Origin of the sequence: Clostridium sp. BSD2780061688st1 H5 (assembly GCF_005845155.1) — a bacterium.
GTDB lineage: Bacteria > Bacillota > Clostridia > Lachnospirales > Lachnospiraceae > Claveliimonas > Claveliimonas intestinigallinarum.
The window spans coordinates 1-21,917 of sequence record NZ_SPGT01000028.1 but is presented as its reverse complement, the minus strand read 5'-3'; the positions used below and the strand labels follow the sequence as shown (position 1 = coordinate 21,917).

Below are 21,917 nucleotides of genomic sequence, written 5' to 3'. Positions count from 1 at the left end.
ATCGGATCTATTCTTTTCCGTTAAAGCAGTAGGTACATACCTTACACGGCTCTATGCCGATGGAGGCCAATAGATCGTCCAGGCGGTGGTACCGCAGGGTGGTGAAATTCTGCTCCTTCCGGATCGCCTCGATCATCTGCGCGTAGCGGCAGGAATCCGGATCGGTGTACTCCTCCAGTACCTCCTCCGGACAGTTCTCCCCCTCCTTCTCACGGATGACTCTCCTGGTGATCAGTTCCAGCTCTGATTTGGTCCGGGAGAAATTCAGATATTTACAGCCGTACACAAGGGGCGGGCAGGCGGGGCGCACATGCACCTCCTTTGCGCCGCTCTTGTACAGGAATTCCGTTGTCTCCCGAAGCTGGGTCCCCCTGACGATGGAGTCATCGATAAGGAGCAGCTTCTTGTCCTCGATCAGCTCCCGCACCGGTATAAGCTTCATCCGTGCGATGAGATTTCTCTGGCTCTGGTTCTGAGGCATAAAGGACCGGGGCCATGTGGGCGTGTACTTGATAAAAGGACGGGCGTAGGGGATGCCGGACTCATTGGAGTAGCCGATGGCGTGGGCCACGCCGGAGTCGGGCACGCCGGCCACAATATCCGGCTGGACAGAGCCGTTGTCCCGCTTTGCCAGCATGCTTCCGCATCTGTATCTCATAGCCTCCACATTGACTCCCTCGTAGGAGGATGTGGGGTATCCATAGTATACCCACAAAAAGGAGCAGATTTTCATCTTATCCCCCGGAGGCAGGACTGTCTCCACTCCCTCCGGCGTGATGTAGGCGATCTCCCCGGGGCCCAGCTCCCTGCAGTCGGTGTATCCCAGGTTGATGTAGGCAAAGCTCTCAAAGGAGACGCAATAGGCCCCCTCCTTCTGCCCGATCACAAGGGGCGTCCTCCCCATGATATCCCTCGCCGCGTAGATGCCCTCCTTTGTCATGACCAGCATGGTCAGAGAGCCGTCTATGGTCTCCTGAGCATAGCGGATCCCCTCCGTGAAGGATCCCTTTCTGCAGATCAGGGACGCCACCAGCTCCGTGGCGTTGATGAGGCCGCCGCTCATCTCCTGGAAATGGGAATGCCCCTCGTTGTAAGCCTTCTCCAGGATCGCGTCCAGGTTGTTGATCTTGCCCACCGTGGCGATGGCAAAGCTGCCCAGATGGGACTGTATGAGCAGAGGCTGCGGCTCGTAGTCCGAGATGCAGCCAATGCCCAGATTTCCCTTCATCTCCTCCACATCCCGCTCAAACTTTGTGCGAAACGGAGCGTTCTCTATATTGTGGATGGCCCGGCAGAAGCCGTCCTCCCCGTGGGCGGCCATGCCGCCTCTCCTTGTCCCCAGATGGGAGTGGTAATCCACCCCGTAAAAAAGTTCCAGCATACAGTCCTTCCTGGACGCCACACCGAAAAGTCCTCCCATGTACTTTTCCTCCTGTTCAACAATAGTTTATCCAATACAGTTACTTTAATAGATACTTTTCCATTATAAATGATTTGCCCTCTATATACAAGCCGAATTGTACAGCCGAATATCTATTTTATGAGAATTTTCTGTATATTTCTGTCATATCGATTGACTTTTTTCATGATTTATGCTACGCTGTCAGAGTAAATTTACAGACAATTCTGTAGATTTATGAACCTTTTATTTTTTATTTCATTTATATGGAGGTAGCATATGAACAAAGGTACTGTAAAGTGGTTCAACAATCAGAAGGGCTATGGCTTCATCTCTGACGAAGAGGGCAACGACATCTTCGTCCACTACTCCGGACTTCTGATGGATGGTTTCAAATCCCTCGAAGAAGGCCAGGCCGTAGAATTTGAGGTGACGGAAGGCACAAAAGGACCGCAGGCTGTCAATGTTGTCAAGCTGTAACAGAAAAAGCATTAATCGGAATAAGATGTACCTTTTATTTATATAAACGGCAATTTCATTTAGATATTTAAAAGCAATACATGCGAATGCGATTAGACACACTGCGCCAGGCGCAAAAGCAAAACGCTACCCGGGCCGCCGGATTTCCTATCCGGCCTGCCCGGGCAGCGTTTTGCTGTCTGTCATCCTCTGACTACTCGTCCGTGTCCTCCTCCTCGATCAGGCGGAGGCCCGCCGTGTCTGTCACCGGGAGGGAGAACACGATGGCCTTTGCCTTTGTCTCCATTCCCGCCTTCTCCATGACAGCCCGCATAATAGCATTTTTATTCTCCGTCTTTGTGACGATCAGCACCAGCTCCTTCTCAGAGACAATGGATACGCCCAGAAACTTTTCAGCCCTCTTCATGCCGGTTCCCTTTGCGTGAAGGACCGTGCCTCCCGCCGCCCCGGCGCTCCTGGCTGCGTCCATCACCATTTCATTGTAGCCCTGATTTGCGATCACAACTAAAAGTTCATGCGCTGTATCCTTCAATGTCGTCTCCTCACCTTTCTCAAAATTCTGGTTTTCCAGTAAAAACAGCAGCTCTCTCTTGCCTCCGATGCTGCTCACAGGCACGATAAAGGCGATGCCTGTCCCCGGCACATCGATCTGGAACTTCTGTCTGAGTCCTCTTTTCAGCGTTCTCCAGACTGTGTCCGTGACAACACAAAGAGAAACCGTCTTCTCCGCGTCCTCAAGCCCCAGGTAGTCCAGCACCTCGCTGTTTGCCGTGCCTCTGCCCAGGGTAACGATCTGGGCGTCCGCGTTCTTCTCCTTATAGAACTCCAGAAAGGACGCGGCGTCTTTCCTGTCCGTGATGGTCACCATCATATATACTTCGCTCATACTTCCATCCTTCCCTATAATTCAATGATCGCGTCATCCGCATAGGCATCCAGGGATACGACCTGGCCGGCTGCCGCGGCGGCATCGGCGCGTTTTTCCTGCAGTTTGTAGATCAGCCCGATCACCTGTATGGTGATGAGGGGAGTCATGGCCACCATAGCCACCACGCCAAAGGCATCCGCCACAATGTCTCCCCCCACGGAGAGGCAGGCCCCTGTGGCAAAGGGCAGAAGGAAGGTGGCTGTCATAGGGCCGGAGGCCACTCCGCCCGAGTCAAAGGCAACCGCCGTAAAGATCTTCGGCACAAAGAAGGACAGAAGAATCGCCGCCACATAGCCGGGCACCAGCAGATAAAAAATTGAAATGCCCGTCAGCACCCGCAGCATGGCAAGTCCCACGGATACAGCCACACTGATGGAAAGTCCGGTCTTCATGACCTTTCCCTCGATAGCCCCGTCTGTCAGCTCCTCCACCTGCTTTGTCAGCACGTACACAGCGGGCTCCGCCATGACGATAAAGTAGCCGATCACCATGCCGATGGGAATGATGATCCACCGGTAGGGCAGCGCCGCGATCATCTGGCCCAGATAATTTCCCGCAGGCATAAATCCCACGTTCACGCCTGTCAAAAACAGCACCAGGCCAATGTACGTATAGAAAAGTCCCACTAAGATCTTGATCAGGGGACGCTTCTTCAGTTTCAGTGAAAAAAACTGGAATAATCCGAAAAATACAACGATCGGCAGAAGTGAAACCGCGATCTCTCCAAAATATTCCGGAAGCGCGTGTAAAAACAGCTGTCCCAGCTCTACAGAGTTCTCCACCTCCGTGATGGAAGACATGCTGTAGGCTCCGCCGTCTGTCTCAAAGATCAGCCCCAGGATGAGCACAGCCAGAATGGGCCCGATGGAACAGAGGGCTACCAGTCCAAAGCTGTCGTCCGCCGCGTGCCGGTCGCTTCGGATGGCGGCAATACCGATACCGAGAGCCATGATAAAGGGTACTGTCATAGGCCCTGTGGTCACTCCCCCCGAGTCAAAGGCAACGGCCAGGAAGGATTTCGGCGTCAGCGCGGCCAGCGCAAACACGATCACGTAGAAGAATACAAGCATGCGCGACAGCGGAATGCCAAACAGCATACGCAGAAGCGCTACAACGAGGAAGATCCCCACCCCGGTGGCAACGGCCAGGATGATCACCATGTTGGGAACCGCCGGAACCTGTTCCGCCAGAACCTGCAGATCCGGTTCCGACACGGTGATGATAAAGCCAAGGACAAAGCCAAGGATAACCATCACCCACAGCTTCCTGGAGCGAGTCATGCTGCTTCCCACCCGCTCTCCCATGGGAGTCATGGCCATCTCAGCTCCCAGGGTAAAAAACATCATTCCGATCACCAGCATCACGGCTCCGATAATATATTCCAGCATAATGCCAGGCGAGATGGGAACGATGGTAAAACACAGCGCCAGCACGATAATGATGATCGGGAGTACCGCGCTGACAGCCTCTTTCAGCTTTTCCTTCAGTCTTTCTTTCAATTCGATTTTATAGTGTCCTGTTTCTGTGTAAGATGTACTGCCTCTGCTCAAAAATCGTCTCCTTTCTTTTGCTGTGTCAAATTGCTAACTTTATTAGTAATTATACATGGAAAAGGCAGCCCTGTCAAATCCAACCGGGCTGCCCGCAGCGCTCCCGCGCCTTTTTACGCTGACTATACAGTATTTTCTATACTCTCTTTTGTCCGCTCAGGGTTTCCGCCGCCCGGACTACATGCTGGGCCAGCACGGAAGTGGTGACGCTCCCCACGCCCCTGGGCACGGGACTGATAAAGGATGCCTTGGGCTCTACCGCCTCAAAGTCCACGTCCCCGCACAGGTTTCCCTCCGGGTCCATGTTGATGCCCACATCCACTACGACGGCGCCCTCCCCTGCCATGGAAGCGCCCACCATTTTCGCCTTTCCCGCAGCGGCCACCAGTATCTCCGCATCCCGGCACGTCGCGGCAAGGTCTGCTGTCCTGGTGTGACAGATGGTGACTGTGGCATGCCGACCAAGGAGCAGCATAGCCAGAGGCTTGCCCACCACCATGCTCCTTCCGATGACAGTCACCTTCTTCCCCTTCGGGTCAATGCCGTAATGGTCCAGCATCTCCATCACCGCCTCCGGCGTGCAGGGCGCATAGCCGCTGGCATCCCCGGAAAAGATCTTCGCTATGTTGACAGGGCTCATACAGTCCACGTCCTTGACCGGATCGATGATCCGCGTCAGAGGCTCCTCGTCCAGGTGTCTGGGAAGAGGCCGCAGCACAAGAATTCCGTGCACGGATGAGTCCCTGTTCAGCGACTTTAGCGACTCCTCCAGCTCTCTCTGGGAGACATCCTCCGGAAGCTCCACCACCTGGCAGCCGATGCCTGTCAGCTCCATTCTCTTTTTGGCTCCCCTCTCATAGGAGAGGTCGTCCGGCCTTGCCCCTACCCGCAGGATCGCCAGCTTCGGCTCTGTTCCTCTCTCCTTCAGCGCTTCTGTCCTCTGTATCAGGCGCTCCTTCATGGCCTTGGCCACTTCGGTTCCCAGCATCACTGTTCCCATCTTTTTGTCCCTCCTGTGTTGTAATCTGCATGTTGTATTACCGCTTTATTTTACACTCTGAAGCACCTGGCTGTAAATACGCCCTTTCTTCTCCCGCCCCTCTGCGATCATCCGGTCAGCCCGGGCGTTCAGCTCCTCCGCCTGGCTTCGGTCCTTCATAAGGCGGGTGTTGATAAAGACATTTAAGGAGGCACCCTCCAGGGCCGCCTGGGCGAAGAGGATGCCCACCCCCACGTCGCTTAGGGCCAGCCTGCTGCCCTTCTCCCCCAGCGTCTCCAGCAGATCCATGGAGGAGAGCACGGTCTCCATGATCTCCATGGGGACCACGCTGGCCTCATAGAGGGCAGACTCCATGATCTTCTCCCTGGCCGCCTTCTCCTCCTCTGTGTTTTTCGGGAGACCGTAGGCCCTGGACAGGGGCTCAAAGGCCTGGGCATCCCGGTCTGTCAGTGTGACCAGCCTGTCCCGCAGCCTCTCCAGCTCCTCCAGGGCCGCCAGGATCTCCTCCTCCACTGCCGCGTATTTCTTTTTCCCCACAGTCAGGTTTGCCACCATCATGCCAAGGGCAGCCCCGAAGGCTCCCACAGCCGCGGAGGCTCCCCCTCCCCCGGGCACGGGGGCTTTGGAAGACAGCTCCTCAAGAAACTTTGTAGTCTTCATCTCCAGCATCATCATTATCCTTCTCCTTCTCTTTTTGTCTCTGTCTATCTCTTCTTTCTGGGCATCACATGGATGGCTCCGCCCTCCAGCTCCTCCAGGGCCTCCGCCACACCCTCGTTGTAGGTGGGATGGGGACGCATGGCCCTGAGCACCTGGGAGGCAGTCAGATGGTTGGAGATGGCACTGACAAACTCACCGATCATGTCAGTGGCCCGGCCGCACATCATCTGAGCGCCCAGTATCTCCTCTGTCTCTTCGTGAACGACCACCTTGATAAATCCTCTCTCCTCCTTTGAGATGAGGGATTTCCCGTTGGCGCTCATGATAAATTTTCCTGTCCGCACAGGAATTCCCTGCGCTTTGGCGGTCTCCTCGTCCAGCCCCGCCGAGGCGATCTCCGGCTCCGTGTACACGCAGCCCGGCACAACGGACAGATCCACGGAGGGTTCCTGCCCCGCCAGCAGCTCCGCCAGAACCATGCCCTGTGCGCTGGCAGCGTGGGCCAGCTGGGCACCCGGGATCATATCCCCGATGGCGTAGACGCCGGGAATGCTTGTGGCAAACTTCTCGTCCACAAGGATACGGCCCCGCTCCATGTCCGGAACCGCGCCCTCCCCGAAAAGTCCCTCTGAGGCGGGCCGCCTCCCCACGGCGCAGAGCACATACTGTCCGGAGACAGTCTGCTCCTTTTCCTTCTCCTCAAACCGGCAGACAAGCCCCCCTGGCTCCTCCTCCACAGACCGGACCGCCGCCCCGGTGTGGATATCCACTCCTCTCTTCTTCAGGACCATTTTTAAATTCTGGGAGATTTCCTTATCCATGTTCGGCACCAGCCGGGGCATGGCCTCCAGGATCGTCACCTTACATCCAAGAGAGGAGTAGATGGTGGCGAACTCCACGCTGATGACCCCTCCCCCGATGATGACCAGGCTCTCCGGCACCTCCCGCAGCCGGAAGAGCTCGTCGCTTGTCAGAACGCCCGGCAGATCCATGCCCGGGATAGGCAGGATAACAGGCCTGGAGCCGGCCGCCAGCACCACATGCTCCGCCTGGTACACCTGCCTTTCCCCGTCCTTCTCCACTTCCACCTGTCTTCCCGGCAGGAGCTTTCCTCTGCCCTCCAGACAGGTCACTGCGTTGGCCTTAAAGAGCTGCTCCACTCCCTGCACCAGCTGATCTGTAGTCTCCTCCTTGTAGGCCAGTATCCTGTCAAAGTCATAGCTGGCTTCCTCTGCCTTTATCCCGAACCGCTCAGCCTGGCGGATCTCCCGGTAGAGCCCGGAGGCGTGGAGCATGGCCTTGGCGGGAATACAGCCCCGGTTCAGGCAGGTGCCGCCTGCCCGGCTCTCCTCCACGACAGCCGTCTTAAGTCCCAGCTTGGCGGCCTTGATGGCGCACACATAGCCCCCCGGGCCTGCGCCTATGATGATCAGATCAAATCTTTCTTCCATTTTCCTGTTCTCCTCTTGTTTTCCTATATATCCGCCGAAGCGATCCACTGGATGACATCCCGCAGCATCTCTGTCTCAGCCGGGTCAGCCGGATGGAACAGGCCCAGCTGCCGGCAGAGCTCCTCCCTGCTGTACCTGGCATGCTTCAGACAGGCGGGCAGAGCCAGGATAAAATCCGGCCTGAGTGCGTCGGAATAGACCGCCGCGTCTGTCACCTTCCCCTGGTCCACCTTGAGCTCCAGAGAAAGGCTCCCCCAGGAAAACCGGTGGGACAGCTCAAACTGGAACTCCAGACTGCGGCCGAATTTCCACTCCCAGGACGCAAAGCGCTCCTCGTCGGCCTTCAGCCTCTCCCCGTCCAGCTCCTCCTCTGTCAGGGGAGTGCTCCTCCGGCCGTACACCTCCTCAAAGGCCTGCCGCAGGGCCGCCTTCAGCCTTTCTATCGTCAGATCCGGGACAAATTCTCTCAGGTTCACCACCCTGGAACGGACAGAGTCCACCCCCTTGGACTTCAGCTTCTCCCTGTTCACCGTGAGATAGTTCCCCAGCACCTCCTTGTCCACGTCCACCATCAGCGTGCCGTGATGATAGCAGTAATCCCCCTGCTCGTAGTAGGCGTTCCCTGAGAACTTCCGCCCGTCTGCCAGAAGGTCGTTCCTCCCCGACCGGACGGCCGGGATGCCCAGGGCTTTGACTGCCCGCAGGATCACCTCGGTCTGCTTTTCTACACTGTAGTTTTTCTTTCTCACCAGAAAGGTAAAATTCAGGTTTCCCAGATCGTGGTAGACAGCGCCGCCTCCGGAGAGGCGGCGGGCCACATACCCGCCGTCCTCTTCGAGGCGGCTCACCTTACACTCTTTCCAGGCGTTCTGGTTCCTCCCGATGACGACAGTCCTCTGGTTCTGCCAGAGATACAGGATGCACTCCCTCTCCCCGCAGGTCTCCAGAAGATATTTTTCCACAGCCAGATTGTGGTAGGGCACAAACTGCCTGCTCTCCGTGTATCTGATTGTATCGATCATGCTTCTCCCTCTGCTCCGAAATCATAGGTGAGGACCGGATGTCTGGCCGCCTCCACCTCGTCCAGCCTTGTGACCGGCGTGGTGACAGGCGCCGCGTGCAGCTTCTCCGGATCTGTCTTTGCCATCTCATACAGGCTGCGGAACACCTGGATGGCGTCGTCCAGCCTCTCCTTTGACTCGGTCTCCGTGGGCTCCACCATGAGGGCCTCCTCCACGATCAGCGGGAAGTACATGGTTGGCGGATGGATGCCGTTGTCCAGAAGTCCCTTGGCAATATCCATAGCCGAGATACCGGTCTCCTTCTTCAGATCCGCAAGGCTCATGACAAACTCGTGCATACAGGTCTCATCATAGGCCATGGTGTACAGATCCTTCAGGGCACATCTCATGTAATTGGCGTTCAGCACCGCGTTCTGGCTGGCCTCCTTAATGCCCTCTCTGCCCAGAGTGAGGATGTAGGTGAGAGCCTTCACCACAACAAGGAAATTGCCGTAGAAGCTCTTCATCTCTCCTATGCTCCGGGACGGCTTTTCAAACCGGTAGGGGGCCTCCCCCGTCACGAGCACGGAGGGAAGGAAGTCTGCCAGCAGCTCCCTGCATCCCACCGGGCCGCTCCCCGGGCCGCCGCCGCCGTGGGGCGTGGAAAAGGTCTTATGAAGGTTCAGATGAACCACGTCAAAGCCCATGTCACCCGGCCGCACTGTACCCATGACCGCGTTCAGATTCGCCCCGTCATAATAGCACAGTCCGCCGCACTTGTGTACGATATCTGTGATCTCCAGGATATTTTTGTCAAACAGGCCCACTGTGTTGGGGTTGGTCAGCATCAGGCCCGCCACATCGGCCCCGGCTGCCTCCCGCAGCTTCTCAATGTCCACGCAGCCCTCTGCGTTGGACGGAATAGTCACCACCGAGTAGCCTGCCATGGCCGCGCTGGCCGGGTTGGTGCCGTGGGCAGAGTCGGGGACGAGGATCTTGGTCCTTTTGCTGTCCTTTCTGCTCTCGTGGTAGGCCTTGATGAGGAGAAGCCCGGTAAATTCACCGTGAGCCCCCGCCGCGGGCTGGAAGGTCATGCGGTCCATACCGGTGATCTCGCACAGGTATTTCTCCGCCAGGTGCAGCACCTCCATGCATCCCTGCACCGTGTCCTCTCCCTGGAGAGGATGGATATCGGCAAATCCGGGAAGGGAGGCCACCGCCTCGTTGATCCTGGGATTGTATTTCATTGTACAGGAGCCCAGGGGATAAAAGCCGTCATTGACCCCGTGGGTCTTCCTCGCAAGCTCCGTGTAGTGCCGGGATATCTCCACCTCGGACAGGGCGGGCAGATGGAGCTTCTTCTCCCGTCTGTCTCCCTCCGGCAGGCCCACTGTCTCCACATCGCAGGGAGGAAGCTCAAGGCATCCTCTGCCCGGTCTGCTCTTTTCAAATACTAACATGCCTTACACCTCCTTCAGGATGCGGACTGCCTCGTCCATCTCTTCTTTTGTGTTCATCTCCGTGCAGCACCAGAGGATCCGGTGATCGTCCAGGGGAAGTCCCCCCAGGATTCCATGCCCCTCCAGCGCCTGCAGCGCCCGGCCGGACTCCTTTTCTGACACGGTCACGAACTCGTGGAAAAACTCGCCCCTGTTCTCCAGCTCAAAGCCGGCCTCTCCCAGCCTTTTTGCAAAGTAGTGGGCCTTGGACATACAGGAGGAGGCGGCTCTTTCAAGCCCCTCGTTTCCCATGGCTGTCAGGTAGACGCCCACCGCCAGGGCGCAGAGAGCCTGATTGGAACAGATGTTGCTGGACGCCTTCTCCCTGCGGATGTGCTGCTCTCTGGCCTGGAGAGTCAGCACGTAGCCGGTCTTTCCGTTCCGGTCCTTCGTCTGTCCCACGATCCTGCCAGGCAGCTTGCGCATCATGGCTCTGGTGGCAGCCATAAAGCCCAGGTAGGGTCCTCCGAAGGCGAGAGGAAGCCCCAGGGGCTGTCCCTCTCCCACCGCTACATCGGCCCCGTACTCGGCCGGCGTCTTCATAATTCCAAGGGAAATAGGGTTCACGCTCATAATGAATTTGCCCCCTACCTGGTGGACCGCCTCCCCGATCTCCTCTGCAGGCTCCAGGTTTCCGTAATAGTTAGGGTGCTGAATGAGAACGCAGGCGGTCTCCCCCGCCAGCCGTTCCTTCAGCCACTCCACATCCGTCACGCCGTCCTTTTCCGGTATCACCTCCAGCTCCATCCCGTTTCCAAAGCAGTAGGTCTTTACCGTCTCCAGCGTGTAGGGGAGAACGGCGGCAGATATGTAGGCTTTGCCTCGCTTCCTCTCCCTGCACATGGCCACTCCCTCTGCCGCGGCTGAGGCGCCGTCATAGACAGAGGCGTTGGACACGTCCATCCCGGTCAGGTCGCAGATCATGGTCTGATACTCAAAGATAGACTGGAGAATTCCCTGGCTGATCTCCGCCTGATAAGGGGTGTAGGCAGTCTGGAGATTTTCCTTGGATGTCACGCTGCCCACCACGGCCGGGATATAGTGGCGGTAGGCCCCCGCTCCCCGGAAAATGGTGGGGAACACTTTATTTTTTGCAGCAATGGACTGCATCTTTCTCTTTACTTCCAGCTCAGAAAGCCCTGCAGGTATGTTCAGTCCGCCCTTCAGCTTCACCTCCTCCGGGATATCCCGGAACAGGTCGTCCATGGACTCATAGCCGGCGGCCTCAAGCATTGCCTGCCGTTCCTCCTGAGTGTTCGGCACATAGCTTCCCATATATTTTCCTCCTTCTGTTTTTCTCCTTTGCCCGTATGCCCTTATGCGTCCTTCTCGCTCTCCACAAACGCCTCATACTCCGCCGCTGTCAGCAGCTCCTCCCGGTCAGAAATATCCTTGACTCTGACAAACCAGGCATCGTAGGGCGCCTCATTGATGGACTCCGGCGCGTCCAGAAGCTCCTCGTTCACAGCGCTCACCACGCCGGTCACAGGGGAGTACACATCTGACACGGCCTTGACAGACTCCACATCCGCGAAGCTCTCCCCGGTAGTTACCTCGTCGCCCTCCTCCGGGAGATTGACGAACACAAGATCCCCCAGCTCAGACTGGGCGTAGTCTGTCAGTCCGATGAGGACCTCCTCGCCCTCCTCTTTTACCCACTCGTGTGATTTTGAATACAGCAGTCCCTCTCTTAATTCCATGATCTTTTCTCCTTTCACTCTCTATGCTCTGTTTGTTTCTCCTGTTGCTCTCTTTATATCTCTGTTATCCTACTTACTTCTCTTGTAAAACGGAAGGGGTACGATCTGGGCCTCCACCCGGCGTCCTCTCACGTCTGCCTCCACCTTTGTCCCCGGCTCGGTACAGTCCGCGTCCACCAGGGCCATGGCCACCGGGCAGCCCAGATAGGGACAGTGGGTCCCGGATGTAGTGTGGCCGATAAGCCGGTCGCCCAGGTACACATCCTGATGTTCTCTTATGATGCCCCGGCCGGTCACCTTCAGTCCAATGCGCTTTCTCGCCGGTTCTCCCTTCTCCTCAAGAGCCTTCTTCCCGATAAAGTCCTCCTTTGTCATCTTCACGGCAAATCCCAGGCCGGCCTCAAGTGGTGTCACCTGTTCGTCCATCTCGTGGCCGTAGAGGGGCATAGCTGCCTCCATCCGGAGAGTGTCTCTGGCTCCCAGTCCGCAGGGGATGAGTCCCTCCTCCTTCCCGGCCTCGAGAAGAGCGTCCCACATCTCCTGGGCCCTTGCGCTGTCCAGGTAGATCTCCACCCCGTCCTCGCCTGTGTAACCGGTCTTTGAGATGATACAGGGAATACCCGCGGCCTCCGTGTCAAACACAGCGTGATAGTATTTCTTCGGGATATTTTCCTCCGGGGCGAGCTTGCGCAGGATCTCCATGGCCTTCGGGCCCTGAAGAGCCAGCTGGGCGTACTGGTCTGACACATCCGTGAATGTCACTTCCCCGAACTGATGGTCCAGCATCCACTGGTAATCCTTGTCCTTGTTGGCCGCATTGACTACAATGAAATAATCCTCATCGCCCTTTTTGTATACGATCAGATCATCCACCGTGCCCCCCTGCTCATTGCACATGGGGCTGTATCTGGCCTGACCGTCCGTCAGGTTGTCAAAATTGTTGGTCAGCATCATCTGCAGGTTGGCCAGGGCGTCCTTCCCCTGACAGAGGATCTCTCCCATGTGGGACACGTCAAAGAGACCCGCCTGGGCGCGCACTGCCATGTGCTCCTTGATCACTCCTTCCTTGTACTGTACCGGGAGAAGGTATCCCCCAAAGGGCACGATCTTTCCGCCCGCCTTCACATGCGCCTCATAGAGCGGTGTTTTCAATTCCATTCCTACTTTTCCTCCTTTGCCGGACTTACATTTAAGAGACAGATAAAATAAAACAGGGAGAGACTGTCCCCTTCATTTGAAATCAGTCTCTCCCTGTCTGTTCATCCAGAGCCTCGTCCGAACCCAATACCTTTGCCTGAGAGTTTCAAGTGTCCCCTTGCCCCTTCGGCGCTGCCTCAGATATATGTGACAGTCTCTCTTGGATCCTTCACCCGATCATTTGTCTCATTAAATCTGGCTCTATTATAACCGCCCGTGAATTTTCTGTCAACAATTGTTTTTTATTTGACATTTCGTACAATTGTCTATTTTTTCACAACTCTGCAGTTTTTTACACGTTAGCCCGGTATGCCTCGTCTGCAGTATACACATCAAAGCCGCTTCCCTTCAGGATGTCGATCACTCTTCCCGGCTCGTCGCTTTTCAGCACTGCCGCCGCGTCGCTTCCATTGGCAAAGGCGTACATGTACTCGATATTGACCTCTCCCTCCACAAGCTGGTGCATAGCCTTGGAAAGGGAGCCTGTGGCGTGGGGAACGCGCAGCGCCACCACGTCCGTGAGCATGGCTGTGATCCCCTCCTCCTTCAGGACGACTCTGCCCTTGTGGGGGTCAGACACGATCATGCGGAGCATACCATACTCAGATGTGTCCGCCAGGCTGAGGGCCACAATGTTCACGCCGCCCTTGGCCAGCGCCGCCAGCACCTCGTCCAGACGTCCCTCTCTGTTCTCAAGAAATACGGATAACTGCTGTACTGTATTACTAATTCCCATGATATTCCCCTCCTTCTTACATCTGCCTGTTGTCGATGACACGCTTTGCCTTGCCCTCGCTTCTCTGGATGGTCTTGGGCTCCACCAGCTTCACGCGCACAGACACGCCAAGCGCCTGTTTCAGTACTGCTGCCACTTTGTTCTTCAGCTCATCCAGCTTGCGGATTTCGTCGGAGAAATATCTCTCGTCCACTTCCACCATGACAGTGAGCACATCCATGTTGTTCTCTCTGTCCACGATCATCAGATAGTGAGGCGCTACGCCGCCGCCCATGGACAGCAGGGCTGTCTCCACCTGAGTCGGGAATACATTGACGCCGCGGATGACCTTCATATCATCGGTGCGCCCTGTGAACTTGTGGATCCTCGCAAGCGTTCTTCCGCACTTGCAGGTACCGTGGGTCATGCTTGTCAGGTCCTTTGTGCGGTACCGGATCAGGGGCATGCCCTCCTTGGAGAGGGTGGTAAATACCAGCTCTCCTGTCTCACCGTCCGCGCAGGGCTCATAGGTGGCAGGGTTGATCAGCTCCGGATAGAAGTGATCCTCGTATACGTGAAGTCCTTCGTGGTGGATGCAGTCCAGAGCAACGCCCGGCCCGGTCACCTCGCAGAGACCGTAAATGTCAAAGCAGTTGATGTGGAGAATATCCTCGATCTTCTTCCTCATCTCCTCCGTCCAGGGCTCCGCGCCGTGGATGCCGGCCTTCAGCTGCATGTGATCCACAAGGCCTGCCTCCTGGATGGACTCGGCCAGATAGAGGGCGTAGGACGGAGTGCAGGCAAATGCGGTGGCTCCCATATCCTCCATACACATCATCTGGCGCTTGGTATTTCCCGCAGACATGGGGATGGCCATCGCGCCCAGGGCCATGGCGCCGTAGTCAAGGCCCATTCCCCCTGTGAACAGCCCGTAGCCGTAGCAGACATGGATACGGTCCTCGTTTGTAAGGCCGGCCATTGTAAGACCTCTTGCCACACATTCTCCCCACACCTCTGTATCATATTTTGTGTAGGACGCGATGGTCAGCTTTCCTGTTGTCCCGGACGTCCCCTGCACGCGCACGATCTCGCTCTGTGGAACTGCCAGCAGTCCAAATGGGTAATTCTCCTTCAGGTCCTCCTTTGTGGTGAAGGGCAGCTTTCCGATGTCCTCTATCCCCTTGATGTCGCCGGGCTCCACGCCCTTCTGCTGCATCTTTTTCCGGTAAAAAGGCACGTTCTCATACACCCTCTTTACCTGCTTAACAAGCTTTTCACTCTGCAGGGCGCTCATCTCATCCCTGCTCATACACTCAATCTTCGGATCCCTGATCCTCTCCTGCCAATTCTCTAATGATACTCCTGCCATTTTCTTTTACTCCTATTCTTAATACTTTTGGCGCAGCCAGACCTACAGGTCTGACTCGTCTACCATCTTCACACCTGCATCCTTAAGAATGGAAGCTGCTTTCTCATAATCGTCGGTGCTGAAAACCAGAACCGGAGCGCGTCCTTCGCGGATTACAAATGAATAGATGTAGCGCACATTTATGCGGTTTTCTGCAAGTACTGCCAACATCTGATTGAGATTGCCTTTTCTGTCCTCCAGCTCTGCGCCGATGACATCGTTCACACGCACGACAAATCCCCTCTCAGTGAGATAACCCTTCGCCTCTGTTGGCTTATCGACTACGAGACGAAGGATCCCAAACTCCGGAGTATCAAAAGACGCGACGGCCCGGATGTTGATGTGCGCTTCTGTGAGCTTTGATGTGACCTCCATCAGGCTGCCCGGCTTATTCTCCACGAAAACTGATAGCTGCTTGATCATGTGACACCTCCTTTTTTCTGGTCCTTAAAATCTATATCATCTTGCAGTAAGGTGATATCCTGTGTCAAATGCCTTCCTGTTGATATCTATTGTCTTTGGCGGCACTGTATTTTCAATGACCCTGTACCAGTCCTCCTTGCTGAAATCCATGTGCTGCGCCGCCACGCCCAGCACGATCATGTTGAACACCTTTGGATTGCCCAGCCTCTTGGACTCCTCCGTGGCGTTGACCGCGTACACCTTGTGGGTCTTCCCCAGCTCCTCCAGGATGCCCTCCGGATAGCTGGCGCTGCCGATCACGACAGGCATGGGGTCTATCCTCCAGTCATTGACTACAAGGGCCCCGTCCTTTTTGAGGAAATGGGCGTACCGCATGGCCTCCAGTCTCTCGAAGGCGATGATCACGTCCGCCTGCCCTTCCTCCACGATGGGCTCCGCCACCTTGTCTCCGTAGCGCACAAAGGTGACAACGCTTCCGCCCCTCTGGGCCATACCGTGCACCTCGGACAGCTTCACGTCATAGCCCCCGGCGATGGCCAGCCCTCCCAGGACACGGCTGGTGAGCAGGGTCCCCTGGCCGCCCACGCCTACGATCATAATATTTTTTACTGCCATTATCTGTCACCTTCCTTTACCAGTTCGATCGCCCCGAATTTGCACAGCGACTGACACAGTCCGCATCCGGTGCACATCGTATCGTCAATATGGATGGTTCCGTCTTCGTTTCTCGTCATGGCCGGACATCCCGGTTTCATGCACATGCCGCACTTCTTGCATTTGTCCGCATGTACAGTGTAGAGAGGCTTCTTCGCCTTGGACAGGAGCACACAGGGGGTCTTTGTGATGATGACCGACACCTCGTCCCTTGCCACCTCTTCCCTGATGGCCTTCTCCAGAGTGTCAATGTCCAGAGCATTGATCTCCTGCACGTGCTTCACGCCCAGTGCCCGGCAAAGTCCCGGGATGTCGATGGCGTAGGTGGGGTCGCCCTGGAGCGTCTTGCCCGTGGCCGCGTGGTCCTGATGTCCTGTCATTCCGGTGGTGGAATTGTCCAGGATGATCACCGTTCCCGTGGCCTTGTTGTACATCATGTTCATGAGGGAATTGACACCTGTATGTAAAAATGTGGAGTCGCCGATGACGGCTACCCAGTTTTTAATATAGTCTTTGCCCTTCGCCTTTTCCATTCCGTGGAGAGTGGAAATGCTGGCACCCATACAGACGGTGGTGTCCACCACGCTCAGCGGCGCTACCGCTCCCAGCGTATAGCATCCGATATCGCCTGCCCCGTGTATCTTCAGCTTGTTCAGCACATAATAGACGCTGCGGTGGGGACATCCCGGGCAGAGGATAGGCGGGCGTCCCGGCACCTGGGCCGGCGCATCAAGCTGCAGGTCCTCATGGAGGATGGCTTCCCTGAGCATATTGGCGCTGTACTCGCCCTGCACGGTAAAGATCTCCTTGCCGATGGCTTTAATGCCCCAGGACTTCACCTGCTCCTCGATCACCGGATCCAGCTCCTCCACGATATAGAGCGTTTCCACCTTTGACGCAAAGTCCTCGATCAGCTTTCTCGGCAGAGGATTGACCATGCCAAGTTTCAGCACGGATGCCTCCGGCAGCACTTCTTTTACATACTGGTAGGGAATACCGCTTGTGATGACGCCGATCTTCGTATCGTTCATCTCCACCCTGTTGATGGAAAGTGTGTTGGCTGCCTCAGCCAGCTCCTCCATCCGCCTCTCGATGACCACATGGCGCCCCTTCGCGTTGCCTGGCATCATGACGTTCTTGGCCGGGTCTCTCTCGTAGGGCTTATCCGGCACTTCCTCTCTCTCACACAGCTCTACCAGCCCCTGGGAGTGGGCCAGCCGGGTAGTGGTCCGGTACACGAAGGGCCGGTCAAACTGCTCGCTCAGGTCAAAGGCCAGCTTCATGAACTCCTTTGCCTCCGCGCTGTCGGAGGGCTCCAGCACCGGCAGGTGGGCCGCCCTTGCCACCATCCTTGTGTCCTGCTCGTTCTGGGAGCTGTAAAGTCCCGGATCGTCGGCCACCACGATGACAAGGCCCCCGTTCACTCCCATGTAGGAGACGGTGTAGGCCGGGTCTGCCGCCACGTTAAAGCCCACGTGCTTCATACAGGACATAGCTCTCGTCCCCGCTATGGAGGCGCCGATAGCCACCTCTGTGGCCACCTTCTCGTTGGGAGACCACTCGCAGTACAGGTCGTCTCTGTACTGTACAAGATATTCGCTTATCTCCGTGCTCGGCGTGCCCGGGTAGGCGGCTGACACCTTCACTCCCGCCTCGTAGGCGCCTCTGGCAATGGCCTCATTGCCGAGCATGATCACTCTCTTTGACTCTGACATTTTACAGTCCATCCTTTCTCAAATCTGTCACTCTCTTTGCCTTTCCCTCAAACCGCTTCAGGGAGTAGGGAGCCACCAGCTTGATCTGGGTGGCAAGGCCCAGCTGGGACTTCAGTCCCTTCCTGATCTTCATCTCCAGCTCGCTGAGCTGCGCGTAGCTGTCAAGCAGCCTGTCGTCCACCAGCTCCACGGTGATGGTCATGACATCCAGCCGGTTCTTTCTCTCCACCAGTATCTCGTAGTGGGGTCCGATCTCCGGTATCTGGAGCAGCACCTCCTCGATCTGGGTCGGGAATACATTCACGCCTCTGATGACCAGCATGTCGTCCGCCCGGCCGGAGATGTTCTCCATGCGCACGGTCGTCCTTCCGCATCTGCAGGGCTCATACATGAGCCTTGTCATATCCCCTGTCCGGTAGCGCACAAGGGGCAGCGCCTCTTTCCCGAGACAGGTGACCACCAGCTCGCCTCTCTCTCCGGGAGGCAGCACCTCCTCTGTCTTTGGGTCGATGATCTCCGGGATAAACCAGTCCTCGTTGACATGCATGCCCACAAGCTCCTCGCACTCTCCGGCCACGCCCGGGCCGCACAGCTCGCTCATGCCGTAGTTCTGGGTGCACAGAAAGCGCTGGCCCCACACCTTGTGCATCTCATCCCGCATGGGCTCCGTCATGCCCTCGCCTCCGAAGAGACCGATGTGCACCTTCAGATCCTTCTCCAGGTCCAGGCCTCTCGCCCGTATCTCCTCCCCCAGGTGGAGCGCATAGGAGGGGGTGGCCACCAGAAGGGTCACGCCCATATCCTGCAGGAACATGATCTGCTTCTTCGTGTTTCCCGAAGACATGGGAATGACAGACGCGCCGATCTTCTCAAGACCTCCATGGAGTCCCAGGGCCCCTGTGAAGGTCCCGTATCCAAAGGAAATCTGGGCCACGTCATCGGCTGTGGCGCCGCCCATACAGGCGATGCGGGCCACGTTTTCCAGCCACATGTCCAGGTCATTCCTTGTGTATCCCACCACCGTGGGCTTTCCTGTGGTCCCTGAGCTGGCGTGGAACCTGACCAGCTCCTTCTTGTCCACGGCAAAAAGCCCCATGGGGTAGTTGTCTCTGAAATCCGCTTTGTATGTAAAGGGCAGCTTCGTCAGATCCGCCAGTGTCTTTATATCCTCCGGCTTCACCCCTGCCTCGTCCATTTTCCTGCGGTAGGGAGCAACCCTCTCATAAATATAGGGCACCGTCTCCTTCAGCTTCTTCAGCTGGATCGCTTCTATCTCGCCTCTTGGCAGGGTCTCTTCCTTCGACCAGATCATGACATTTCCTCCTTCAATTTTACGCTTCCGCGTCGTGCTTCCCTTAGTATAGCACAATACTTTCGCAAGTTAAAGCATTAATTTGCGAAAAATTTAAAATCCCCCGCCCGAAAGGCCCCTGCTGATTTCTCTTTTCGTTTTAAGAAAATAATACTCCAAAGAGTGTTGAAATACAACTGACTCTCCGGAGTATTATTTAAGCAAGCGTCTACAGACTCCCGGCGCTCTCCTCGAGCTGGCGCACAGCCTCCCGGATCTCCGCGAGCTGCTCCTCTGTCACCTTGTCCAGGCGGCACTTCATAGTCAGCTTGTTCAGTCTGTTCACGTCACCCTTCACCTGCTTTTTCGTCCCTCTGTCCAGGTCTTTTTTCTTCTCCTTCAGCTTCCGCTCTGTCTCCGCCATCAGCTTCCGGGCCTCTCCCAGGATCTCCACCGCGTCCTTTCTCGTCTGATCCTGCCCGGCGTAATCCCGGGCGTCCCGGATGGCCTGCTGGATCTCATCCTAGGACATGCTGTCGTTGGAGGTAATGGTGATGGACTGCTGCTTCCCTGTGTCCAGATCCCGGGCAGACACCTTCAGGATGCCGTTGGCGTCAATGTCAAAGGAGACCTCGATCTGGGGCACGCCGGCGGGAGCCGCCTTGATACCCTTCAGCCTGAATTTGCCGATGGTCTTGTTGTCCCTGGCCATGGGGCGCTCCCCCTGGAGCACATGGATATCCACGGAGCGCTGGTAGGGAACCGCTGTTGTGAACACCCTGGAATACCGGGTGGGAAGGGTCGTGTTCCTCTCTATCAGGCGGGTGGCCACGCCGCCCACAGTCTCAATGGACAGACTCAGAGGGGTCATGTCCAGAAGGAGCAGGCTCTTGCCTGTTCCTGCCGCCACCAGACTGTTCCCTTCCAGGGTGCTTCCCAGGATGGCCGCTCCTTTCGCCACGCACTCGTCCGGGTTGATGTTCCTGGAGGGCTCTTTTTCCGTCAGCAGCCGCTCCTTCTCCTGGACAGCCGGAATTCTCGTGGAGCCTCCCACCAAGAGGACTCTCCCAAGCTCCGCCGGGGCGATGCCCGCATCGCTGAGGGCGCCGCGCACCGGCCGGGCCGTGCGCTCAATGAGGTCTCCTATGAGCTCCTGGAGCTGTCCTCTTGTGAGGGTCAGATCCATGTGCAGCATCTCCCCTCTGTGCTGGGTCAGATATGGGAGCGTGATGTGGGCGCTCTCCGACGCGGACAGCTCCTTTTTGGCCTGCTCCGCCGCGTCCTTCACCCGCTGCATGGCCCCGAAGTCGCGGGACAGGTCTGCCCCTGTCTCCTCCTTAAAGCGCCTCACCAGCCACTGGCTGATCCTCTCATCAAAGTCATCGCCGCCCAGGTCATACACCATCACCTTCTGGGGCTCCCCGTGGTTCAGCCCGTAGGACATGGCCGCGCTTGTGGGCTCGTTGATGATGCGCTTTACGTTCAGGCCGGCGATCCGTCCCGCGTCCTTGGTGGCCTGCCTCTGGATATTGTTGAAGTAGACGGGCACTGTAATGACCGCCTCTGTCACCGGCTCCCCCAGAAATTTCTCCGCGTCCTCCTTCAGCTGCATCAGCACCATGGCGCTGATGGTCTGCGCCTTGTAGTCCGTCCCGTCAATGCGCACGCTCCACTCGGTTCCCATGTGGCGCTTCACAGAGCTGATGGTCCGGTCCGGGTTTGTCACGGCCTGCCGCCTGGCAGCCTCTCCTACCAGCCGCTCACCCTTCTTTGTAAAAGCCACTACGCTGGGAGTCGTCATGCTGCTGCCACACGCCCCTGTACAGGATATGCCGCATGAGGGCAGCGTCCTGGATAAGGGGAAGCTTCTCAAATATCCTCATGGCGTTCCCCAGAGGGATCTCCATGAGTTCCCTCATGTCCTCCGGCTTTCTTCTCATATAGAACAGAGGATTGTAATTTCCCTTTTTCTCATCCTTTTCATAATCCATGGCCGCGTCCATCAGATAGATGAACCTGCCGATCTCGCAGCCAAAGGTCCGCAGGCTGTCGCTCCAGAAATCCTCCCCGCAGACAAAGAGCTCTGACAGCATCTGCCCGGAGCAGTTGATGGCCCTGTCAAACTCCCGGGCCGCCTTCTTCTCCACCGCTTCCAGACCAGCCGTCCCCTCAGCCACAGCCCTCCACTGCCTGGGATACCGCATTTTCAGCTCCTCACACTTTTTTTCAAGGGACCGGGCATACCAGCGCTGAACGCGCTTTCCCTCGTCCTCCCAGTCGTCCCGGCATTTATAATAGGACAAAATGATGGTCATATCCGCCGCATAATCTGTAAATCTGTTCCTCGTCTCCTCCCTCCCACCGAGAGGATGGACGCTGCACCGGAACCTCCCGCTCCTCTCCTCCGGCTCATAGAGGGAGGACAGAAGGAGGATGAGAAAGGCCATATCGTAGGACAGACACATCCGCTCCATCTGCCCGTACCTCTCCTTTAGGCTCCTGCACAGTCCACAGTAAATACTCTGATACTGCTTCTGCTGATCCTCATCCAGATTTTCTTTTATACATCCGATATATCCGAACATAGATTTCTTCGATCCTTTCCGCCGGCAGACAGCTTGCCGGCCACAGCCATGACAAGCCCTCGCCCATCGTTTTCCAAGGATTACTTGGCACATTTTCCCGGCCGTTTCAACAAAACCCCAAAAAAGTTAATAGATTTCACAGTCTTTTTATTTTTCTCCTGCTCCCGCTCCGCAAAAAGAGACATAAAAAAGTGTCTTCGACACTTCAACTCCCCTACCCCTCAATCTTGAGGGGATTAGGGGTTACTTTTTGCGTCTTTT

General features: G+C 56.6%; 21 protein-coding genes and 1 riboswitch. Of the genes, 1 reads left to right on the top strand and 20 read right to left on the bottom strand.

The window, feature by feature from the left end; genetic code table 11:
• Positions 1 to 7: 7 nt before the first annotated feature.
• Positions 8 to 1,420, bottom strand: coding sequence for an amidophosphoribosyltransferase (locus FGQ86_RS14055; RefSeq protein ID WP_033126941.1), 1,413 nt, complete (start codon positions 1,418 to 1,420; stop codon positions 8 to 10).
• Between the two features lie 258 nt (positions 1,421 to 1,678).
• Here FGQ86_RS14055 and FGQ86_RS14050 point away from each other — a divergent pair, with 258 nt between their 5' ends.
• Positions 1,679 to 1,879 (top strand): cold shock domain-containing protein, encoded by a 201-nt coding sequence (locus FGQ86_RS14050; RefSeq protein WP_033126940.1) that lies wholly within the window; start codon positions 1,679 to 1,681, stop codon positions 1,877 to 1,879.
• A 193-nt stretch (positions 1,880 to 2,072) separates the two neighbouring features.
• On the opposite strand, the gene FGQ86_RS14045 is transcribed toward FGQ86_RS14050, so the two are convergent.
• The 19 genes from FGQ86_RS14045 to FGQ86_RS13960 form a co-directional block, all read right to left on the bottom strand.
• Positions 2,073 to 2,765 (bottom strand): P-II family nitrogen regulator, encoded by a 693-nt coding sequence (locus FGQ86_RS14045; RefSeq protein ID WP_033126939.1) that lies wholly within the window; start codon positions 2,763 to 2,765, stop codon positions 2,073 to 2,075.
• Between the two features lie 14 nt (positions 2,766 to 2,779).
• Positions 2,780 to 4,357, bottom strand: coding sequence for a DUF1538 domain-containing protein (locus tag FGQ86_RS14040; protein WP_207742322.1), 1,578 nt, complete (start codon positions 4,355 to 4,357; stop codon positions 2,780 to 2,782).
• 136 nt (positions 4,358 to 4,493) lie between these two features.
• The gene (locus tag FGQ86_RS14035) at positions 4,494 to 5,357 is read right to left on the bottom strand and encodes a tetrahydrofolate dehydrogenase/cyclohydrolase catalytic domain-containing protein (protein ID WP_033126938.1); all 864 of its coding nucleotides are present in this window, start codon (positions 5,355 to 5,357) and stop codon (positions 4,494 to 4,496) included.
• Between the two features lie 45 nt (positions 5,358 to 5,402).
• On the bottom strand, positions 5,403 to 6,032 hold the full coding sequence (locus tag FGQ86_RS14030; protein ID WP_347562524.1) for a cyclodeaminase/cyclohydrolase family protein: 630 nt from the start codon (positions 6,030 to 6,032) through the stop codon (positions 5,403 to 5,405).
• Between the two features lie 29 nt (positions 6,033 to 6,061).
• Positions 6,062 to 7,468 carry a dihydrolipoyl dehydrogenase gene (gene lpdA / locus FGQ86_RS14025; protein ID WP_138304772.1) on the bottom strand — a complete coding sequence of 469 codons (1,407 nt, stop codon included), beginning with the start codon at positions 7,466 to 7,468 and terminating at the stop codon, positions 6,062 to 6,064.
• Positions 7,469 to 7,491: 23 nt separating this feature from the next.
• Complete coding sequence (locus tag FGQ86_RS14020; RefSeq protein ID WP_138304770.1) at positions 7,492 to 8,490, bottom strand: lipoate--protein ligase; 999 nt, start codon at positions 8,488 to 8,490, stop codon at positions 7,492 to 7,494.
• Entirely contained in the window at positions 8,487 to 9,929 is a 1,443-nt protein-coding gene (gcvPB, locus tag FGQ86_RS14015) for an aminomethyl-transferring glycine dehydrogenase subunit GcvPB (protein WP_138304768.1), read from the bottom strand. The genes FGQ86_RS14020 and gcvPB overlap by 4 nt, the downstream gene beginning before the upstream one ends.
• Positions 9,930 to 9,932: 3 nt before the next feature.
• Positions 9,933 to 11,243, bottom strand: a complete 1,311-nt coding sequence (gcvPA, locus tag FGQ86_RS14010; protein WP_138304766.1) for an aminomethyl-transferring glycine dehydrogenase subunit GcvPA — start codon at positions 11,241 to 11,243, stop codon at positions 9,933 to 9,935.
• Positions 11,244 to 11,284: 41 nt separating this feature from the next.
• On the bottom strand, positions 11,285 to 11,668 hold the full coding sequence (gene gcvH / locus FGQ86_RS14005) for a glycine cleavage system protein GcvH (RefSeq protein WP_033126933.1): 384 nt from the start codon (positions 11,666 to 11,668) through the stop codon (positions 11,285 to 11,287).
• 69 nt (positions 11,669 to 11,737) lie between these two features.
• On the bottom strand, positions 11,738 to 12,826 hold the full coding sequence (gcvT, locus tag FGQ86_RS14000; protein ID WP_138304764.1) for a glycine cleavage system aminomethyltransferase GcvT: 1,089 nt from the start codon (positions 12,824 to 12,826) through the stop codon (positions 11,738 to 11,740).
• A gap of 114 nt (positions 12,827 to 12,940) precedes the next feature.
• Positions 12,941 to 13,038: riboswitch (glycine riboswitch) on the bottom strand.
• Positions 13,039 to 13,157: 119 nt separating this feature from the next.
• Positions 13,158 to 13,601 carry an amino acid-binding protein gene (locus FGQ86_RS13995; protein ID WP_138304762.1) on the bottom strand — a complete coding sequence of 148 codons (444 nt, stop codon included), beginning with the start codon at positions 13,599 to 13,601 and terminating at the stop codon, positions 13,158 to 13,160.
• Between the two features lie 16 nt (positions 13,602 to 13,617).
• Complete coding sequence (locus FGQ86_RS13990) at positions 13,618 to 14,949, bottom strand: phenylacetate--CoA ligase (protein WP_138304760.1); 1,332 nt, start codon at positions 14,947 to 14,949, stop codon at positions 13,618 to 13,620.
• A gap of 42 nt (positions 14,950 to 14,991) precedes the next feature.
• Positions 14,992 to 15,411 carry an ACT domain-containing protein gene (locus FGQ86_RS13985; protein WP_138304758.1) on the bottom strand — a complete coding sequence of 140 codons (420 nt, stop codon included), beginning with the start codon at positions 15,409 to 15,411 and terminating at the stop codon, positions 14,992 to 14,994.
• 36 nt (positions 15,412 to 15,447) lie between these two features.
• Complete coding sequence (locus FGQ86_RS13980; protein ID WP_033126928.1) at positions 15,448 to 16,026, bottom strand: indolepyruvate oxidoreductase subunit beta; 579 nt, start codon at positions 16,024 to 16,026, stop codon at positions 15,448 to 15,450.
• Positions 16,026 to 17,780, bottom strand: a complete 1,755-nt coding sequence (gene iorA, locus FGQ86_RS13975; RefSeq protein WP_033126927.1) for an indolepyruvate ferredoxin oxidoreductase subunit alpha — start codon at positions 17,778 to 17,780, stop codon at positions 16,026 to 16,028. The genes FGQ86_RS13980 and iorA overlap by 1 nt, the downstream gene beginning before the upstream one ends.
• Before the next feature lies 1 nt (position 17,781).
• Complete coding sequence (locus FGQ86_RS13970; protein ID WP_138304756.1) at positions 17,782 to 19,092, bottom strand: phenylacetate--CoA ligase; 1,311 nt, start codon at positions 19,090 to 19,092, stop codon at positions 17,782 to 17,784.
• Between the two features lie 208 nt (positions 19,093 to 19,300).
• Positions 19,301 to 19,525 (bottom strand): hypothetical protein, encoded by a 225-nt coding sequence (locus tag FGQ86_RS16535; RefSeq protein ID WP_052084180.1) that lies wholly within the window; start codon positions 19,523 to 19,525, stop codon positions 19,301 to 19,303.
• A 69-nt stretch (positions 19,526 to 19,594) separates the two neighbouring features.
• Positions 19,595 to 20,872 (bottom strand): Hsp70 family protein, encoded by a 1,278-nt coding sequence (locus FGQ86_RS13965; protein WP_242842877.1) that lies wholly within the window; start codon positions 20,870 to 20,872, stop codon positions 19,595 to 19,597.
• Positions 20,832 to 21,656, bottom strand: coding sequence for a DUF5685 family protein (locus tag FGQ86_RS13960; RefSeq protein ID WP_033126925.1), 825 nt, complete (start codon positions 21,654 to 21,656; stop codon positions 20,832 to 20,834). Before FGQ86_RS13960 ends, FGQ86_RS13965 begins: the two co-directional genes overlap by 41 nt.
• Between the last annotated feature and the right edge of the window lie 261 nt (positions 21,657 to 21,917).

Excerpts from the sequence above, each read along its gene's own strand:
- FGQ86_RS13960 (WP_033126925.1), bottom strand. The coding sequence starts at position 21,656 with ATGTTCGGATATATCGGATGTATAAAAGAAAATCTGGATGAGGATCAG.
- FGQ86_RS13980 (WP_033126928.1), bottom strand. The coding sequence starts at position 16,026 with ATGGCAGTAAAAAATATTATGATCGTAGGCGTGGGCGGCCAGGGGACC.
- FGQ86_RS13970 (WP_138304756.1), bottom strand. The coding sequence starts at position 19,092 with ATGATCTGGTCGAAGGAAGAGACCCTGCCAAGAGGCGAGATAGAAGCG.
- gcvH (WP_033126933.1), bottom strand. The coding sequence starts at position 11,668 with ATGGAATTAAGAGAGGGACTGCTGTATTCAAAATCACACGAGTGGGTA.
- gcvPA (WP_138304766.1), bottom strand. The coding sequence starts at position 11,243 with ATGGGAAGCTATGTGCCGAACACTCAGGAGGAACGGCAGGCAATGCTT.
- FGQ86_RS13965 (WP_242842877.1), bottom strand. The coding sequence starts at position 20,872 with ATGACGACTCCCAGCGTAGTGGCTTTTACAAAGAAGGGTGAGCGGCTG.
- iorA (WP_033126927.1), bottom strand. The coding sequence starts at position 17,780 with ATGTCAGAGTCAAAGAGAGTGATCATGCTCGGCAATGAGGCCATTGCC.
- FGQ86_RS14020 (WP_138304770.1), bottom strand. The coding sequence starts at position 8,490 with ATGATCGATACAATCAGATACACGGAGAGCAGGCAGTTTGTGCCCTAC.
- gcvPB (WP_138304768.1), bottom strand. The coding sequence starts at position 9,929 with ATGTTAGTATTTGAAAAGAGCAGACCGGGCAGAGGATGCCTTGAGCTT.
- gcvT (WP_138304764.1), bottom strand. The coding sequence starts at position 12,826 with ATGGAATTGAAAACACCGCTCTATGAGGCGCATGTGAAGGCGGGCGGA.
- FGQ86_RS14045 (WP_033126939.1), bottom strand. The coding sequence starts at position 2,765 with ATGAGCGAAGTATATATGATGGTGACCATCACGGACAGGAAAGACGCC.
- FGQ86_RS14035 (WP_033126938.1), bottom strand. The coding sequence starts at position 5,357 with ATGGGAACAGTGATGCTGGGAACCGAAGTGGCCAAGGCCATGAAGGAG.
- FGQ86_RS14055 (WP_033126941.1), bottom strand. The coding sequence starts at position 1,420 with ATGGGAGGACTTTTCGGTGTGGCGTCCAGGAAGGACTGTATGCTGGAA.
- FGQ86_RS14050 (WP_033126940.1), top strand. The coding sequence starts at position 1,679 with ATGAACAAAGGTACTGTAAAGTGGTTCAACAATCAGAAGGGCTATGGC.
- FGQ86_RS13985 (WP_138304758.1), bottom strand. The coding sequence starts at position 15,411 with ATGATCAAGCAGCTATCAGTTTTCGTGGAGAATAAGCCGGGCAGCCTG.
- lpdA (WP_138304772.1), bottom strand. The coding sequence starts at position 7,468 with ATGGAAGAAAGATTTGATCTGATCATCATAGGCGCAGGCCCGGGGGGC.
- FGQ86_RS13995 (WP_138304762.1), bottom strand. The coding sequence starts at position 13,601 with ATGGGAATTAGTAATACAGTACAGCAGTTATCCGTATTTCTTGAGAAC.
- FGQ86_RS14030 (WP_347562524.1), bottom strand. The coding sequence starts at position 6,032 with ATGATGATGCTGGAGATGAAGACTACAAAGTTTCTTGAGGAGCTGTCT.
- FGQ86_RS13990 (WP_138304760.1), bottom strand. The coding sequence starts at position 14,949 with ATGGCAGGAGTATCATTAGAGAATTGGCAGGAGAGGATCAGGGATCCG.